Raw genomic sequence first — 17955 nt, forward strand, 5'->3', positions numbered from 1 at the left:
GTGTCGGTGGCGACCGCTAGCCTGGGAGGCATGGCAGTGTGGGATGACCTGACGGGTCAGGACGACGCCATCGCCATCTTCAAAGCCGCAGCCGCCGGTGGATCGGCGCCGAGCGCATCCACTGATTCCGGCGCCCCCTCCGGGTCGGCCACCGGGTCGGCCACCGGCCGCAGCATGACGCACTCGTGGCTCATCACCGGCCCCCCAGGATCCGGCCGGTCGAACCTCGCGTTCGCCTTCGCCACCGCTCTGCTCAGTCCGGGAACGCCGGAGGGCGACCTCGCCACGCAGCGCCAGGTGGAGGCGCGCACCCACCCCGACCTTGCCGTGCTCAGCACCGAACGCGTCATCATCTCCATCGAGGAGGTGCGCACGCTCGTCGCCAGCTCGCAATTCTCCCCGTCTGTCGGCCGGTACCGCGTGATGATCATCGAAGACGCCGACCGGATGAGCGAGCGCACCTCCAACGTGCTCCTCAAGGCGCTCGAAGAGCCGCCGGAGCGAACCGTCTGGATCCTCTGCGCTCCGAGTGACGCCGACCTCATTCCGACCATCCGATCGCGCGTCCGCACGGTGCGGCTGCGCGTCCCGAGCGTTTCCGACGTCGCCGCCCTGATCGGCCGGCGCGACGGGGTCGACCAGGCGACGGCCGAACGCGCGGCCAGGCACGCGCAGAGCCACATCGGCATGGCGCACAGGCTCGCGACCAACGACGAAGCCAGACGCAGACGCGAGGAGACCCTGCAGCTGGTGCTGCGGATGCGGTCGGTGTCCGACGCCGTGCTCACCGCGGCGAGCCTGCTGGAGATCGCAGGGGCCGACGCCAAGGCCATCACAGAGGAACGGGACGCGGAGGAGCGCGAGCACGCCCTGCGCTCGCTCGGCGTGGAGCCGGGCGGCACCATCCCGCCCGCCCTCCGCTCACAGCTGCGTCAGCTCGAGGAGGACCAGAAGCGCCGCGCGACCCGCAGCCTCCGCGACGGCATCGACCGCATCCTGGTGGATCTGCTGTCGCTCTACCGCGATGTGATGATGCTGCAGCTCGGCAGTGCGAGCGAGCTGGTGAACCTGGAACTCCAGGACAGCCTCGACGCTCTCAGCACTCACACGACTCCCGCAGCTACGCTCGCCGCGATGGATGCGATCGCCACCGCCCGTCAGCGGATCGACGGGAACGTCGCTCCCGCGCTGGCGATCGAGGCCATGCTCACCACCATCCTGCGCGGCGGTGCCGCTCGAAAGGGGAACGACCAGTGACCACCCGCCACGGCCACTCCGACGCGCGCGGTCGCTCAGCTGCCCGCACCACCGGTTCCCGACGAGGAGGGCGCCGCAGCGCGCGCACCGCACTCGTCGCGGTCGCGGCGATCGTGGCTTTGACGCTCACCGGGTGCGTCACCTGGTTCATCCCGCCGAAGACGGCGCAGACGTCGACGCCGGTCGCCGAGCAGGTGGCAGCCGACCTGCAGCCGTTCTACAGCCAGGTGCTCACCTGGAAGAGCTGCGCATCCGGCAAGCAGTGCGCCACCGCGAAGGCGCCGCTCGACTGGAAGAACCCGTCGTCGGGCGAGATCGAGCTGGCTCTCATCCGGCAGACGGCCAAGGGCACCAAGCAGGGCTCGCTTCTGGTCAACCCCGGCGGCCCCGGTGGATCGGGCTACGACTTCGTGCGCGACTCCGTCGACTACGCGACGGACAGCACCCTGCAGCAGCACTTCGACGTCGTCGGCTTCGACCCTCGCGGCGTCGGCCACTCCACGGCGGTGAAGTGCTACGACGCCAAGCAGATGGACGGCTACCTCTACGACATCACGCCTGGCACGCGCGGGTCCGACGCGTGGATCGCCGAGAACACCGGCGTGTCCAAGGACTTCGGCTCGGCGTGCGCGACCAACACCGGAGCATTGCTCGAACACGTCGACACGGTCAGTGCCGCTCGCGACCTCGACCTGCTCCGCGCCGTCCTCGGCGACAAGAAGCTCAACTACCTCGGATACTCGTACGGCACGTACCTCGGTGCGGTGTACGCCGACCTCTACCCGGGCAAGACCGGCCGTCTCGTCCTCGACGGCGCGCTCGACCCTGCCGCGAGCAACTTCGATGTGACGAAGGTGCAGGCGCAGGGCTTCGAGAGCGCGCTCCGCGCATACCTCAAGGACTGCCTAGCCCAGAAGGGCTGCCCGTTCAGCGGATCGGTCGACGACGCGATGAAGACGATCAGCGACCTGCTCGCCTCGGTCGAGCGGAGCCCCATCCGCAACTCGGACGGCAGGGAGCTCGGCGCGAACACCCTGGTCACCGCGATCATCTATCCGCTCTACGACGCGACGGCCTGGTCGTACCTGACCGACATGTTCACCTCGGTGATGAAGGGGAGCGCATCCACTGCTTTCACCCTCGCCGACGCATACAACAACCGGCAGAGCGACGGCACGTACGGCGACAACTCGACGGAAGCGTTCATGGCGATCAACTGCCTGGACTACACGTACGACGCCGACCCGGCCACGATGCGCGCGCAGGCCGCCGAGCTGTCGAAGGACGCCCCGGTGATCGGCCCGTACATGTCGTACGGCGACATCGGATGCGCGAACTGGCCGTACACCTCCACCGTCGAACGCGGTCCGATCGCCGCGAAGGGCTCTGCGCCCATCCTCGTGGTCGGCACGACGAACGACCCTGCAACGCCCTACGTGTGGGCGAAGAACCTCGCTGGCGAGCTGGAGAACGGTCACCTGCTCACCTACAAGGGCGAGGGCCACACGGCGTACAACAAGTCCAACTCGTGCGTGAACGGCACGGTCGACGATTACCTCGTGAAGGGCACCATCCCGGAGGCAGGCAAAACCTGTTGAGGATGACCTCCTGATTCGGGCCCACGGAGTGGTGCAATTTTGCAGACAATGAAATAATCGTCGAATGAGCATGGTGCAGGAAGAACTCGGGCTGCGGGAGCGGAAGCGTCTCGCGACCAGACGCGCGATTCAGCTGGCAGCGCTCGAACTCGCCAGCGAGCGCGGCTTCGACCGGGTGACGATCGACGAGATCAGTCACGCGGCGAACGTGTCTCCGCGGACGTTCTTCAACTACTTCCCGTCCAAGGAGTCCGCCATCATCGGCGAACTGCCGGAACTCCCGGACGAAGAGCGCATCGAACGCTTCATCGACGCGGGGCCGGACGAGCCGATCCTCGACGGCATCAGCGAACTCCTCATCGCCGCGATCGACACGGTCGAGATGACCGGCGACGAGCACGGCGGAGAACTGGATGCGACACGGAGCGTCCACGAACTCCACACCCTGCGACGCGCGCTCCTCAAAGACAACCCCGAACTCTTCGCGCAGCGGATGGCGAGCATGCACCAGTTCGAGGACGCCCTGAGCGCCATCGTGCAGCGTCGACTCGCCCACGACGACCCTGCGCTCGCCACCGACCAGGAAACGCTGCACCAGCGCGCCAGGCTCGTCACATACGTGTCGTTCGCCGGGATGCGCCACGCCTGGTCGTGCTGGGCGGACCACGGCGGCGTCGAACCGCTCGCCGACCGTCTCCGCAGTTCGTTCGCCCAACTCCAGGCGCTCGGCAACCAGGTGCGCTGAGCCGCAATCTCAGATGGTCAGTAGCACCCTCGAAGATCGGGTAAGCTATCTGACTGTGCGTAACGCCCTCGGGCGAGACCCACGCCGCCCTAGCTCAGTCGGCAGAGCATCTCACTCGTAATGAGAAGGTCAAGGGTTCGATTCCCTTGGGCGGCTCCACCAGCCCCGTCTCCGGACGGGGCTTTTTCCGTGCCAGACTGTGCAAGAAATCCGTGCCAGCACGGGGTCGACTGCCCTGTCTCCGGCGTACTCTGGTCAGAAGTTGAGCATCATTCAGGTTCGGCAGGACTGTTGTCAGCCGGACTCGTGGACGGAATCCGCGACCGCCGTGTGCGGGAGCGGGCCGCAGCGCGAACCCGAAACTCCACACGCGCCAGAGGCCTGTGACGCACAGCACCCGCAGTCCGGGATCCGAGTCCGGGACAGGGAGCGGGAACCGGAACCGCACAGCCGCAGGGGCGCATCCCGCACCACACCAGGTGCCCACTCGCCTGTCGAGGTTGTCATGAGCTTGTTCCGCACATCCACGTACCGTGGGGTCGGCGTCGCCGCGTCCATCGCGACGGCCATCGGTCTCGTCTTCGGCGGGCTGGCCATCGCCGGCCCCGCCAGCGCAGACACCATGCCGCCGAATCCAGCCAACCCGGCCACTCCGCCGACGGTCAGCGCGCAGGCGCTGCCCACCACGCAGATCGACGGTGTCGCGTGGGCGCAGGTCGTCGTAGGGAACACGGTCTACGTGGCAGGCAAGTTCACCACGGCACGTCCAGCCGGGGCGCCGGCCGGGTCCAACACGACGCCGCGCAGCAATCTGCTCGCGTACAACGTCGCCACCGGCGCCCTCATCTCCACCTTCAACGTTCCGCTGAATGCTCAGGCGCTGGCGATCGCGGCCACGCCGGACGGCTCCCGCGTGTACGTCGGAGGCGATTTCACCACGGCAGGCGGTGGAAACTACTACCGCATCGTCGCCATCAGCACCGCAACGGGCCAGATCGTCAGCTCGTTCCGGCCGATCATGGAGAGCCAGGTGCGCGCCCTCGCCGCGACCAACACCGCCGTCTACGCCGGCGGGACGTTCTCGAGCGTCAACGGCGCCTCCCGTGGCTACATCGCCGAGATCAACGCATCCAACGGGGCATTGATGACGACGTTCGCCGCGAGCGCAGACTACGTCGTGGATGCGCTCGCCGTCAGCCCGGACGGCACCAAGCTGTACGCGGGCGGCCGGTTCCAGAACATGAACGGCAGCTCCCACTACGGCCTCGCCATGCTGAACGGCACGACCGGCGCGAACCTGCCGTTCCCCGCCAACTCCGTGGTGCGGGATGCGGGCACCCAGGCGGGCATCACCACTCTCGTCGCCACATCGGACAGGGTGTACGGCGCCGGCTACGTGTTCGGATCGGGCGGCAATCTGGAGGGCAGCTTCGCCGCTGACGCGAACACCGGAGCGTTGATCTGGCTGGAGGACTGCCACGGCGACACGTACAACGTCTATCCGCTCGGCGACGCATTGTACGCGGTGGGTCACCCCCACGACTGCCGCAACGTCGGCGGCTTCCCCGAGACCAACCCGCGCACCTTCCACCACTCCATCGCGTTCTCGAAGGCGCGGACGGGCACGCTCACGAACGACGGCAACCGCAGCTACTTCAACTTCTCAGGGCAGCCGTCCCCGTCGCAGCTCAACTGGTTCCCCGACTACGTGACGGGGTCGTTCACCGGCCAGGGCCAGGCCGCGTGGAGCCTGGCGGGCAACAGTCAGTATCTCGTCGTCGGCGGCGAGTTCCCGTTCGTGAACGGCGTCGCGCAGTACGGCCTCACCCGTTTCGCCTTCGACAGCGTCGTGCGCAGCAACGTCGGACCGAACAACAACACGGCACTCGCGCCGAACGCGACCTCGCCGACGGCCGGACAGGCCAAGGTCACCTGGACGTCGACCTACGACCAGGACAACACCAACCTGAACTACAAGCTGGTCCGCGATGGCAACACCGCCAGCCCGGTCTACCAGGCCAATCAGCTCTCGACCTTCTGGAACCGGCCGGCCATGAGCTTCACCGACACCGGGCTCGCGGGCGGCAGCCAGCACACTTACACCCTGTATGTGACCGACCCGGACGGCAACCAGATCAACCGAGCGGGCAACACCGTCACCATCGCCGGCGGAGGAGCGAACCAGAACCCGGTAGCTTCGTTCGTGGCGACACCGGATGGGCTGTCCGTGTCCGTCGACGGGAGCGCATCCAGTGATCCTGACGGCTCGGTCGCCGCGTGGGCCTGGACGTTCGGCGACGGAGGAACAGCGACGGGCGTGACCGCCGGGCACACATATGCCGCAGCGGGCACGTACACGATCACGCTGAAAGTCACCGACAACCGCGGTGGCCAGGCCACCACATCCAAGCCGGTCACCGTGACGGCGACCGCCAGCACCACGGTGGCCAGGGATGCGTTCGAACGGTCGGTCGCGACCGGCTGGGGATCCGCGGAGGTCGGCGGGACGTGGGCGGGAGCCGGTGATGCGTCTGCATACGCGGTCGGCTCTGGCACCGGCCAGATGGTCGATCCCGCCGGCGTCACCAAGACGGAGACGCTGAACGCGGTGTCGTCGAACCGCACAGACACCGCGGTCACGTTCACCACCGACGTCGCGTCGTCCGGCGGCGGGATCTTCGTCTCGGCCATCGGGCGGCAGGTGGGATCCATCGGCTACGAGGGTCGAGCGTGGATCAGCGGGAGCGGGGCCGTGCAGGTGCAACTGCTGCAGGGTGGGAACACGCTCCAGGCCGTGCCTGTCAGCGGCCTCACATATACGGCGGGGCAGCAGCTCACCCTGCGTGTGCAGGTGTTCGGCACATCGCCGACCACCGTGCGGGCCAAGCTGTGGCCTGCCATCCAGGCCGAACCGGCCGCATGGCAGGCGAGCGTGACCGACACGACGGCCACCCTCCAGGCCACCGGTTCCGTCGGGCTGCGCACCTACCTGTCCGGCGCGGCGACGCTCACGCCGGTGAGGGCGAAGTTCGACAACTATCTGGTGTCCGTTGTGCCGTAACCGGCACGGCGTCTGCGGCGGAGGGGACCGGCAGAGCAGAGGCACCGCACGCAGCCCCGGCACAGGCAGATGGACTGACGGGCGTGGAGGGCGCACAGAATGCACGAGACGATGTCGGGAGAAGGCACTGATCGGAGTGGGTCGGCGGGGGCGCATGGACGCCGCTACCGATCGCTCGACGGGCTGCGAGGTGTGGCGGCGCTGTCCGTCGTGCTGTACCACTCGCTGCTCGTCGTGCCCGCTGTCTCCGTGCTCTACGTCGAGAGGACGGACCCGGCGCCGCTGACGCCGGAGTGGTGGCTGTTCCGCACGCCGTTCCGCCTGATGATGCCCGGGCACGAGGCCGTGCTGATCTTCTTCGTGCTGTCCGGATTCGTCCTCACCCTCCCGCTGCTCACGCACCGGCAGAATCCGCGTAGCATCCTGGCGTACTACGCGCGACGCATCCTCCGGCTCTACATCCCGGTGTGGGGAGCGGTGGCGTTCGCTCTCGTGCTCGCCGTCGCCGTGCCGCGCGACCCGTCGACGGGCGGTAGCTGGTTGGCCACACACGTCGCTCCGACGTTCTCCGCCGTCTGGCACGACCTCGTGCTGGTGCTCGGCACCTCCAACCTGGACAGCCCGCTGTGGTCGCTGACGTGGGAGGTGTGGTTCTCGCTGCTCCTGCCGGTCATGTATCTGCTGCTCAGGGTCGCCCGGGTGCACGACTGGTGGCTCGGCGGCATCGCGCTCCTGATCGCTCTGTCGGCGATCGCGCGCTTCCCCGCGGTGATCGACGCGCTGCCGCAATCGTGGCTGACCGGCGGGATGCTGCAGTACCTGCCCGTGTTCGGCATCGGGATGATCATCGCGACACGACGGGACACGATCGCAGACCTCGCCGCGCGCATCCGGAGCTGGTGGCCGTGGATCGCCGGCGCGTTGCTGCTGCTGATCGCACCCAGCCTGGTGCCTACGGGTCCCGCGTACACACCCGTAGCGGCGGCGCTCGCCGCTGTGAGCCTCGTCGGTGTCGCCGGGGTGGTGGTCGTCGCCCTGGAATCGCCTGCGCGGAGGGCGCTGGAGACGCGGCCCGTGCAGTGGGCGGGCACGCGCTCGTTCAGCATCTACCTCATCCACGAGCCGATCCTGGTGGCCGCCGCCCTGCTCACCGGAGCCGACGCGTGGGTGCCGTGGCTGTTCCTGGCGCTCGCCGCCGTTCCGCTGATCCTGGTTGCGGCAGAGGGCTTCTATCGCGCGATCGAACGACCGTCGATGCTGCTGTCGCAGCGGGTCGGCAGGGCGATCGCGACGTCCCCTCCTGCGCGGCCGGCGCATGGGGCGCAGGATGCGCCGATCCGGGATGCGACGACCGAGCCCGTTCGCGCTCCCAGAAAACGCAGGTAATATACCCGGATGCGCGAATCGGACACGCCCGATACTGGCATGTCGAACGGCTCTGAGCCTGACTCGACCGACACCCCCGCCACCATCGTCCCCCAGACGGACTCCCTCGACACGAGCGAGCCCGCGACCTCGTCGACCCGCGCCGCGCGCCGGTCGGAGGAGCGAAAAGGGGCTGGTGCAGGAGCAGGCACCGCACTCGGCGCCGGGCTCGGGGGCGTCCTGACGGCCATCAGGAGGCACCCGAAGGCGTGGATCATCGCCGGTGCCTCCGCGGCGTTCGTCATTCTCGGTGCAGGCTCGGTCGCTCTTGGCGCGACCGTCGGCTCGCCCGCCGAGGCAGCAGCGGTTCCGACCCACAGCGCCAGCGCGACGCCGACGCCGACGCCCACCAAGACCGCGGACCCCGTGCGCCCCGTCCCGGCCAACCAGCCGGCAGCCGCCAGGGTGCGCACCTGCTCCGTCGCCGGTCTTTCGCAGGACGGCCGGCTCGGGAACCTCGAAGCCCAAGTGGTGGATGCGCGCACCGGCGAGGTCCTGTTCGACCGCAACGGCGGCAAGCCGGGCCCGACCGCGAGCGTGCTCAAGACCCTCACCTCCGCCGCAGCCCTGCAGGTGCTCGGCCCCGATTACCGGGTGTCGACCACGGTGGTGAAGGGCAGCGTGCCGGGCCAGATCGTGATCGTCGGAGGCGGGGACGTCACGCTTTCGCGCCTCCCGGACGGCCAGGCATCCTTCTACACCGGCGCCCCGAAGATCCAGGATCTCGCGAACCAGGTGACGCAGGCGATGGGCGGCCAGCCGATCACGTCGATCGTCACGGACACGTCGCTGTTCGGCGGCCCGGTCTGGCAGCCGAGCTGGGACGAGCAGGAGGAGCGCGTCGTCGAGGGTTCGACGTCGTACATCACCGCCCTGCAGGTCGACGGCGACCGCGACGACCCGACCGCTGTCGAGTCTCCGCGCAGCACCGACCCCGTCGGGCGTGCCGTGCAGTACTTCCAGCAGTACCTCGGCACCAACGTCCCCGTGACGGCAGGCACGGCCCCCGCAGGCGCGCAGCAGATCGCGGCGGTGCAGTCGCAGCCGGTCACGACGCTGATCGACCAGGCGATGCGCGTCTCCGACAACACGATCATGGAGGAGCTCGCCAGACTCGTCGCGATCAAGACGGGCGCGGGCAACACCTTCGATGCGGAGAACGCGGGGGTGCTCGCCGCTTTGAAGCCGTACGGGATCGACACCACGGGCATCCACATCGCGGACGGATCCGGTCTGAGCGCGGACAACGCCGTGCCGCCGTCCTACCTCACGCAGCTCTTCATCAAGGTGCTCAACAAGCAGAACGGCCTCGGCGTCGTCTACGACGGCCTGCCCGTCGCCGGCCAGTCGGGAACGCTCGGGCCCGGCTACAACCGGTTCACCGGTGCGAACGCGGCCGCCCGCGGAGCCGTGCTCGCGAAGACGGGCTGGATCGACAACGGGTACACCCTGTCCGGGATCGTGAACGCGGCGGACGGCACCCCGCTGACCTTCGCCGTGTTCGCTCTCGGCAATGTGGGAGACAATGCCAAGCAGGCGATCGACACGCTCGTCACCGGCTTCTACACGTGCGGCGGCAATCTCTCCAACCAGTAACGGAGGCGACCATGGGCAAGGCCCTGTTCATCATCGACGTGCAGAACGACTTCACAGAGGGCGGGGCACTCGGAGTCGAGGGGGGAGCAGCGGTCGCCGCCGGCATCAGCGGCTACCTCGCCGCTCACTCCGGCGAGTATGCGGCGATCTTCGCGAGCCGTGACTGGCACGACGCAGACAACGACAACGGCGGACACTTCGCCACGGACGCGGCCCCCGACTTCGTGCACACCTGGCCGCGGCACTGCGTCGCGGGCACCACAGGGGCCGACTACCACCCGGCCCTCGACACGTCGGCGGTGACCTTCCACATCCGCAAGGGCCAGGGTGTACCGGCGTACTCGATCTTCGAAGGCCGCACCGAGGCCGGTTCGAGCGTGCACAACCTGCTCGACGAGCACGGCATCGACCAGATCGACGTGGTCGGCATCGCGACCGACTACTGCGTGCGCGCGTCTGCATTGGATGCGCTGGGTCACGGTCAGCGCGTCCGCGTCATCACCGACCTGGTGGCGGGGGTCGCGCCGGAGTCGTCGGAGGCGGCGCTGGCAGAGCTGGCGCACGCGGGCGCGGAGCTGGTCGTCTCCCGCTGACCGGGCGGCGGGAACGCGGACACGACGGGCAGCGGTGCACCTGCGCGGTGCGGCATCCGCAGGCGCTGGCGCTCCTCCCGATATGCGCGCTAAGCTGATTACTACCTTGGCTAGCTAATCTCGGAGGCGCAGATGAAAACCCGATCCGACTGGACTCCGGCCCGCTGGCTGCGGATCGTGCTGCCTGCCGTCGTCATCGTGATCTGGCTGATCGCCGCCGGTGTCGGCGGACCGACCTTCGGCAAGCTCTCCTCGGTGTCCGAGAACGGCCAGGCCGCCTTCCTGCCCGCCAGCGCAGAGTCCACCGAGGTCCAGGACTGGCAGAAGAAGTTCACCGACTCGAACGCGATCCCCGCCATCGTCGTCGTGCAGTCGGACACCAGCATCCCGTCGTCGTCGCTCCAGGACTACGCCGCCCTCGGGGTGAAGCTCGGCCAGGTCGACGGCGTGCAGCGGCCGGAGGGGGATGCGCAGACCAGCGTCGCGGGACCGATCCCCTCGGAGGACGGCAAGGCCGTCGAGTTCATCGTGCCGATCGCGGACTCGGACAACGTCAAGACGGTCGTCGCGGAGTTGCGAACCGTCGTCGCGGACAATCTCCCGGACGGCACCCAGGGCTGGGTGACGGGCCCCGCCGGTCTCACGGCCGATCTGGTCAACGCCTTCGGAGGCATCGACGGCATCCTGCTGCTGGTGGCCGTCGGTGCGGTGTTCGTGATCCTGCTGCTGGTCTACCGGTCGCTGGTTCTGCCGTTCCTGGTGCTGTTCACGTCGATCTTCGCGCTGTGCGCGGCGATCCTGGTCGTCTACCTGTTCGCGCTGTGGGGCTGGATCAAGCTCAGCGGGCAGAGCCAGGGCATCCTCTCGATCCTGGTGATCGGCGCGGCCACCGACTACTCGCTGCTGCTCGTCGCCAGGTACCGGGAGTCGCTCGAGCACGTCGAGTCCCGGTGGGCGGCCATCGGACGCGCCTGGCGCGCCGCGTGGGAGCCGATCGCCGCTTCCGGCGCCACGGTGATCCTGGCGCTGCTGTGCCTGCTGTTCTCCGACCTCAACTCGAACAAGAGCCTCGGCCCCATCGCAGCCATCGGCATCGTGTTCTCGCTGCTGTCCGCGCTCACGCTGTTGCCGATGCTGCTCGCCGTGTTCGGCCGCGCGGCGTTCTGGCCGTTCCGTCCGAAGTTCGTCGGTGAGCGGCCGGCCGAGCACAAGCACGCCGATGGCGTGCGCATCGCGGGGCTCGAAGGCATCGGCGGCCTCTGGCGCAGGGTCGGCACGCTCATCGCGCGTCGGCCGAGGGCGACCTGGATCGTGGCGCTCGTGCTGCTGGCCGCGTGCGCGGCAGGAGTGACGCAGCTCAAGGCGAACGGGGTGCAGCAGTCCGACCTGGTGCTCACGCAGTCGGACGCCGCGGACGGGCAGAAGATCGTGGCGAAGCACTTCGACGCCGGCTCCGGCAGCCCTGTCCTCGTGGTCGCGAAGGAGAGCGAAAAGGACGCAGTGCTCTCGGCGGTGCAGGGGACCGACGGCATCGCGACGGCGTCCTTCTACACCGGGAACGTGCGACCTGCCGCGGTCACAGGTCCGGACCAGCCGGCGCAGACCGGCCCTGCGCCTGATCCGATCGTCAAGGACGGCCGCATCCTCATCAATGCGACCCTCTCGTCGGAGGCCGATTCCACCGCCGCTGAGCAGACGGTCCGCGACCTCCGCGAGACCCTCCCGAAGACCGACCCGTCCGTGCTGGTCGGCGGCGTGACGGCCATCGCCATCGACACCAACGACACCGCCCAGAGCGACCTGGCCAAGATCATCCCCATCGTGCTCGCCGTGATCCTGGTGATCCTGATGCTGCTGCTCCGCTCGATCCTCGCGCCGCTGCTGCTCATCGCTAGCGTGGTGCTGTCGTACGCGGCCGCGCTCGGCGTCTCGGCGCTCGTGTTCAACAACGTGTTCCACTTCCCCGGGGCGGATGCGGCCGTCCCGCTGTTCGGGTTCGTCTTCCTCGTGGCGCTCGGGGTGGACTACAACATTTTCCTGATGACGCGCGTGCGGGAGGAGTCCCTGCGCATCGGAACGCGCCCGGGCATCCTCCGCGGCCTCGGTGTGACCGGCAGCGTCATCACCTCGGCCGGCGTCGTGCTCGCGGCGACGTTCGCGGCGCTCGGCGTGATCCCGATCCTGTTCCTGGCGCAGATCGCCTTCATCGTGGCGTTCGGCGTGCTGCTCGACACGGCGATCGTGCGCTCCCTGCTGGTGCCGGCGGCGGCGTACGACATCGGGCGCGCGATCTGGTGGCCGTCGAAGCTCTGGCGGGATGCATCGCACGAGGAACGACGGGGCGCGGAAGAGGCGCTGCCGGCAACGCGACGGGACTGACGCGCAACCCGCCGCCCGCGTCGCGCTGGGACTGAACAGAATGCGCAGCGGGTAGGCCGCATCCACTGTCGGAATGGACAGGATGAGCAGCCCGCGCTGTGCGCGTTGCCCACCGTACCCGCCCCTGCGAGAGTGGCGGCATGACCTTGACCACTCCCGAGAGCGCCGTGGGCGCGCGCGGCGACGATGCCGCGCTTCTTCGGCGGCTGTATCGCACGATGGTGACCGTGCGGCGGCTCGACCTCGATGGCGTCGCCATGCAGCGGCAGGGCATCGTGCCCGGCTACGCGCCGACGCGCGGGCAGGAGGCCGCCCAGGTGGGCAGCGCCGCCGCCCTCGATCTGGCGCGCGACTTCGCCTTTCCCACCTACCGTGAGCTGGGCGTCGCGGTGACGATGGGCGTCGACCCCGTCGCATACCTCGCTTCGCACCAGGGGGCGTGGCACGGCGGCATGTGGGATGCGGCCGCCGCGCGGCTCGCGCCGATCAACGCCGTGGTCGGCGGGGCCGTCACGCACGCCGTCGGGTGGGCGCTCGGCGCGAAACTGGACCGCAACGGTGGATGCGCTATCGCCTACTTCGGCGACGGCGCCAGCTCGCAGGGCGACATCCACGAGGCCATGAACACCGCGGGCGTCTCGCAGCTGCCCGTCGTCTTCTTCTGTCAGAACAACGGCTGGGCGATCTCCGTGCCGACCAGCAAGCAGGTCGCGGGCGGCTCTGTCGCAGCGCGCGCGGCCGGCTACGGGATGCACGGGGTGCGCATCGACGGAAACGACGTCGTCGCCGTGTACGAAGCCACCCGCGACGCCCTGGACCGCGCCCGTGATGGCGGAGGCCCGACCGTGATCGAGGCGATGACCTACCGGCTCGGCCCGCACTCCACCTCCGACGACCCAGGCCGCTATCGCAGCCTGGACGAGGAGCAGAGCTGGCTCGCCCGCGACCCTCTCTCGCTCTGCGAGGAGCGGCTGCGCGCGACAGGAACCGTCGGCGACGACTTCTTCGCCGAGGTGTCCGACACCGCCAACGCGCTCACCGAGCGGGTGCGCGCGGACGTCGCAGCGCTCGGTGGCCGGCCGGGCGAGGAGATGTTCGATTTCGTGTTCGCCGACGCGCCTGCTGCGCTGCTCGGGCAGAAGAGGGCGTGGGAGGAGTCACGACATGGCTGAGGTCATTGCTCAGGTCAGCACGATGCAGCGGGCGCTGAACCGCGCACTGGACGACGCCCTGGCAGCCGACGACCGCACGCTCGTCTTCGGCGAGGACGTCGGAAAGCTGGGCGGGGTGTTCCGCGTCACTGACGGTCTGAACGCCAAGTACGGCGACGACCGCGTCTTCGACACCACGCTCGCCGAGTCCGGGATCATGGGCATGGCGGTCGGCCTCGCGATGGCGGGCTGGCGTCCGGTGCCGGAGATCCAGTTCGACGGGTTCTCGTACCCGGCCATCGACCAGATCGTCAACCAGGTCGCCAGGATGCACTACCGCAGCCGTGGCGCGTTCGAGATGCCGATCACGCTCCGGCTGCCCAGCTTCGGCGGCATCCGAGCGCCAGAGCACCACGGAGAGAGCCTGGAGGCGCTGTTCGCGCACGTTCCGGGGCTCAAGGTGGTGTCGCCATCGACGCCGGCAGAGGCGTACACGCTGCTCCGCCAGGCCATCGACGATCCAGACCCCGTGATCTTCCTCGAACCGAAGTCGCGCTACTGGCACAAGGCCGCAATGGACGAGGCCGAGCTGTCCGAGCGGCTGCCGGTCGGCGCATCCAGAGTGGTCAGGCAGGGCAAGCACGTCACGCTCGTGGCGTGGGGTGCGATGGTCGCCCGCTGCCTGCAGGCGGCTGAGCTCGGCGCGGAGGACGGCGTTGAGATCGAGGTGGTCGACCTGCGCTGGTTGAAGCCGATCGACGCGGACGGGCTCGCGGCCTCCGTCGCCAGAACCAGGCGCGCTGTGGTCGTGCACGAGGCTCCGCTCACCGCCGGGCTCGGCGCGGAAGTCAGCACGCTCATCACCGAACGCTGCTTCGACGACCTGCGCGCGCCCGTGCAGCGAGTCACGGGATGGGATGTCCCGTACCCGTCCCCCGTGCTCGAAGACGAGTACCTGCCGAGCATCGACCGCATCCTGGAAGCCGTTCAGAAGACCTTGGAGTACCGCCGTGGCTGAGATCACGTTCGCCCTTCCCGATCTGGGTGAGGGCCTGCAGGAGGCGACCGTGCTGGAGTGGCTGGTCGCCGAGGGGGACTTCGTCGAGCGGAACGCTCCTCTGGTCGAGGTCGAGACGACGAAGTCGGCGGTCGAGCTGCCGTCGCCGCAGGCGGGGACTGTCGCCCGGTTCCACGCGGCAGAGGGGGAGTCGCTGGAGGTGGGGGCATCGCTCATCACGTTCACGGTCGACGACGACACCGCGGGTATCGTCGGAACCGTGCCCGTCGAGGAGGCGCCAGCGCGCCGCGTGCGCCTGCAACTGCCGGAGGACTGACCGCATGAGCACCGCCCGCACCGCCATCACCGCCGAAGGGATGCGCATCGCATACGAGCGCCACCCAGGCGACGACCCCGTGCTCCTCGTCCACGGCTTCGCCACCACGGGCGCCCTCACCTGGGAGGCGACGGGATGGGTCCGCGCTCTCGCCGAAGCCGGCCGTGGCGCCATCGTCCCCGACCTGCGCGGGCACGGCGGCAGCTCGGCGCCGCACGAGCCATCCGCGTATTCTCCGCAGCTCCTGGCAGGCGACCTGCTCGCCGTCCTGGATGCGGAGGGCCTGGACCGTGTGGACGTGGTCGGATACTCGATGGGGAGCTGGGTGACGCTCGCTCTCGTCGGGATCGAACCGGAGCGCATCCGCAGGGTGGTCGTCGGCGGCATCGGCACGGTCGAGCAGTTCGCCCGTTGGGGGGTGGATGCGGTCCGCTCCGCCCTGCTCGACGGTGCGGAGTCCGTGCCGCCTGAGTCGCCGCTCGCCCCGCTGCTGTCGTCGCTGCGGCAGGCGCCAGGCGTGGACACGACGGCGCTCGCCGCGTGCGTGGCCGGGATGGCCGCGCATCCCCTGCCGTTGGCGTCGAGCGTCCCGACGATGCTGGTCGTCGGAGACGTCGATCCTGTGACAGAAGGGCGGGAAGAGGCGGCGACAGCGCTCGGCGCCGAACTGGTCGTGCTGCCGCGCAGAAACCACGTCACGACGCTGAGCGCGCGCGCCTTCAAGCAGGCTGCTCTGCCCTTCCTGGGAGCCGTCGTCAGCGTGTAGGTGTTCGCGCATCCTGGTCGTACGATGTGCGAGGACCGAAGGAGGCCGGATGTCGATCGACAAGCTGGATGCCGAGCTGATCGCACTGCTCACCGATGAGCCACGGCTCGGCGTCTTCGAGGCATCCAGGCGGCTCGGCGTCGCCCGCGGCACGGTGCAGGCGCGGCTGGACAGGCTGCAGCGCTCCGGCGTGGTCAAGGACTTCGCACCGACCATCGACAGTGAGCGGCTCGGCTATCCGGTGACGGCGTTCGTGACGGCGGAGATCGCGCAGGGCGACAGGGACGTGACCGTCGTCGCCCACCTGAGCGAGATCCCCGAGGTGCTCGAGGTGCACACCATCACGGGCGCAGGCGACCTGATGATCCGCGCGGTCGCGCGATCCAACGCCGACCTGCAACGGGTGATCGACCGGATCGTCAGCGACCCGGGGATCACGCGCACCTCGACGGTGATCGCGCTGGCGACGAAGATCGACCATCGCGCCGTGCCGCTCGTGCTGGCGGCGGTGGACGAGCGGGAGACGGCCGCGGAGTGAGCATCGAAGCGGAATGAGGACCAAGACGACATGGGAGACGCGAACATGAACGAGCAGGAACTGCTGGCGAAGGTGCCGGGAACGCTGTACATCGGCGGCGAGTGGGTGGATGGGACATCGGGGAGGACCATCGCGGTCACCGACCCTGCAACCGGGGACACCATCAAGACCATCGCGGACGCCTCGGAGGAGGACGGCGCGGCAGCACTGGATGCGGCGGTCGCTGCCGCGGACGCATGGGCGGCGACCGCGCCTCGGGTGCGGGGCGAGATCCTGCGGAAGGCGTTCGACCTGCTGCAGGAGCGCCGCGACGAGTTCGCGCTGCTGATGACGCTGGAGATGGGCAAGCCGCTGGCCGAGGCGAACGGCGAAGTGACGTACGGCGGGGAGTTCCTGCGCTGGTTCAGCGAGGAGGCCGTGCGCATCTCCGGCCGGTACGCCACCAGCCCGGAAGGCACCGGGCGGATGATCGTCTCGCAGCATCCGGTCGGCCCGTGCTTCCTCATCACGCCGTGGAACTTCCCGCTGGCGATGGCGACCCGCAAGATCGCCCCCGCCCTGGCCGCGGGATGCACGGTGGTGGTCAAGCCCGCCGCCCTCACGCCGCTGACCACGCTGTACTTCGCGAAGCTCCTGGAGGACGCCGGGCTGCCAGGCGGAGTGGTGAACGTGATCACCACCTCCGTGTCAGGGAAGGTGTCCGGCCCGATCATCGCCGACCCCCGGCTGCGGAAGCTGTCGTTCACCGGGTCGACGGAGGTCGGCCGGTCTCTGCTGAAGCAGTCGGCGCAGAACGTGCTGCGCACCTCGATGGAGCTCGGCGGCAACGCGCCGTTCGTCGTCTTCGAGGACGCCGACCTCGACAAGGCCGTCGACGGTGCGATGCTCGCCAAGTTCCGCAACATCGGCGAGGCGTGCACGGCGGCCAACCGGTTCATCGTGCACGAGTCGGTCGCAGACGAGTTCGCGTCGCGCGTCGCGGAGCGGGTGCGCGGGATGCGCGTCGGCCGCGGCACGGAGGAGGGCGTCACGATCGGGCCGCTGATCGACCAGGATGCGGTCGACAAGGCCGCGACACTGCTCGAGGATGCGGTCTCCCGTGGCGCGACGGTGCTCGCCGGCGGTTCGCGCATCCCGGGTGCCGGCACGTTCTTCGAGCCGACCGTGGTCACCGATGTCGCCGCAGGAAGCGACATCCTGCGCGAGGAGATCTTCGGGCCCGTGCTGTCGATCGTGCGCTTCCGCGACGAGGACGAGGCGGTGCGGATCGCGAACGACACGGAGTTCGGGCTGGTCTCCTACGTCTTCACGAAGGACCTCGCGCGCGGGCAGCGGATGATCGAGCGGCTGCAGACGGGGATGATGGGCCTCAACGTCGGCGTCGTCTCCAACGCGGCTGCGCCGTTCGGCGGGGTGAAGCAGTCCGGGCTCGGCCGCGAGGGAGGGCTGGAGGGCATCCACGAGTACCTCTCCACGAAGTACACGCTCACCCCCGACCCGTTCGGAGCCTGA

Annotated in this window: 14 protein-coding genes and 1 tRNA gene; all 15 read left to right on the plus strand. The window is 69.1% G+C overall.

Features of this window, described 5'->3' with window-relative positions; all coding sequences use genetic code 11:
- Positions 1–30 precede the first annotated feature (30 nt).
- A complete protein-coding gene (locus ACIRCZ_RS14060) occupies positions 31–1257 on the plus strand; it encodes a DNA polymerase III subunit delta' (RefSeq protein WP_402854149.1) in 1227 nt (408 codons plus the stop codon).
- Positions 1254–2855, plus strand: a complete 1602-nt coding sequence (locus ACIRCZ_RS14065) for an alpha/beta hydrolase (protein WP_402854152.1) — start codon at positions 1254–1256, stop codon at positions 2853–2855. Before ACIRCZ_RS14060 ends, ACIRCZ_RS14065 begins: the two co-directional genes overlap by 4 nt.
- A 64-nt stretch (positions 2856–2919) precedes the next feature.
- Positions 2920–3600 carry a TetR family transcriptional regulator gene (locus ACIRCZ_RS14070; RefSeq protein WP_402854155.1) on the plus strand — a complete coding sequence of 227 codons (681 nt, stop codon included), beginning with the start codon at positions 2920–2922 and terminating at the stop codon, positions 3598–3600.
- Positions 3601–3683: 83 nt separating this feature from the next.
- Positions 3684–3759, plus strand: a tRNA-Thr gene (locus tag ACIRCZ_RS14075).
- A 346-nt stretch (positions 3760–4105) separates the two neighbouring features.
- A complete protein-coding gene (locus ACIRCZ_RS14080) occupies positions 4106–6661 on the plus strand; it encodes a PKD domain-containing protein (protein ID WP_402854158.1) in 2556 nt (851 codons plus the stop codon).
- Positions 6662–6772: 111 nt separating this feature from the next.
- A complete protein-coding gene (locus ACIRCZ_RS14085) occupies positions 6773–8047 on the plus strand; it encodes an acyltransferase family protein (protein WP_402854563.1) in 1275 nt (424 codons plus the stop codon).
- A gap of 9 nt (positions 8048–8056) precedes the next feature.
- The gene (dacB, locus tag ACIRCZ_RS14090) at positions 8057–9682 is read left to right on the plus strand and encodes a D-alanyl-D-alanine carboxypeptidase/D-alanyl-D-alanine-endopeptidase (RefSeq protein WP_402854161.1); all 1626 of its coding nucleotides are present in this window, start codon (positions 8057–8059) and stop codon (positions 9680–9682) included.
- Positions 9683–9693: 11 nt separating this feature from the next.
- The gene (locus ACIRCZ_RS14095) at positions 9694–10275 is read left to right on the plus strand and encodes an isochorismatase family protein (RefSeq protein ID WP_402854164.1); all 582 of its coding nucleotides are present in this window, start codon (positions 9694–9696) and stop codon (positions 10273–10275) included.
- A gap of 132 nt (positions 10276–10407) precedes the next feature.
- A complete protein-coding gene (locus tag ACIRCZ_RS14100; RefSeq protein WP_402854167.1) occupies positions 10408–12654 on the plus strand; it encodes an MMPL family transporter in 2247 nt (748 codons plus the stop codon).
- Between the two features lie 140 nt (positions 12655–12794).
- Complete coding sequence (locus tag ACIRCZ_RS14105) at positions 12795–13826, plus strand: thiamine pyrophosphate-dependent enzyme (protein ID WP_402854170.1); 1032 nt, start codon at positions 12795–12797, stop codon at positions 13824–13826.
- The gene (locus ACIRCZ_RS14110; protein WP_402854173.1) at positions 13819–14823 is read left to right on the plus strand and encodes an alpha-ketoacid dehydrogenase subunit beta; all 1005 of its coding nucleotides are present in this window, start codon (positions 13819–13821) and stop codon (positions 14821–14823) included. The genes ACIRCZ_RS14105 and ACIRCZ_RS14110 overlap by 8 nt, the downstream gene beginning before the upstream one ends.
- The gene (locus ACIRCZ_RS14115) at positions 14816–15139 is read left to right on the plus strand and encodes a biotin/lipoyl-containing protein (RefSeq protein ID WP_055890657.1); all 324 of its coding nucleotides are present in this window, start codon (positions 14816–14818) and stop codon (positions 15137–15139) included. The genes ACIRCZ_RS14110 and ACIRCZ_RS14115 overlap by 8 nt, the downstream gene beginning before the upstream one ends.
- A 4-nt stretch (positions 15140–15143) precedes the next feature.
- On the plus strand, positions 15144–15905 hold the full coding sequence (locus ACIRCZ_RS14120; protein ID WP_402854177.1) for an alpha/beta fold hydrolase: 762 nt from the start codon (positions 15144–15146) through the stop codon (positions 15903–15905).
- Positions 15906–15954: 49 nt separating this feature from the next.
- Positions 15955–16443, plus strand: coding sequence for an Lrp/AsnC family transcriptional regulator (locus tag ACIRCZ_RS14125; protein WP_055890659.1), 489 nt, complete (start codon positions 15955–15957; stop codon positions 16441–16443).
- A gap of 45 nt (positions 16444–16488) precedes the next feature.
- The gene (locus ACIRCZ_RS14130) at positions 16489–17955 is read left to right on the plus strand and encodes an NAD-dependent succinate-semialdehyde dehydrogenase (protein ID WP_402854181.1); all 1467 of its coding nucleotides are present in this window, start codon (positions 16489–16491) and stop codon (positions 17953–17955) included.

The sequence above is a fragment of the Leifsonia sp. NPDC102414 genome, assembly GCF_044765685.1.
In the GTDB taxonomy this organism is placed as follows: Bacteria; Actinomycetota; Actinomycetes; order Actinomycetales; family Microbacteriaceae; genus Leifsonia.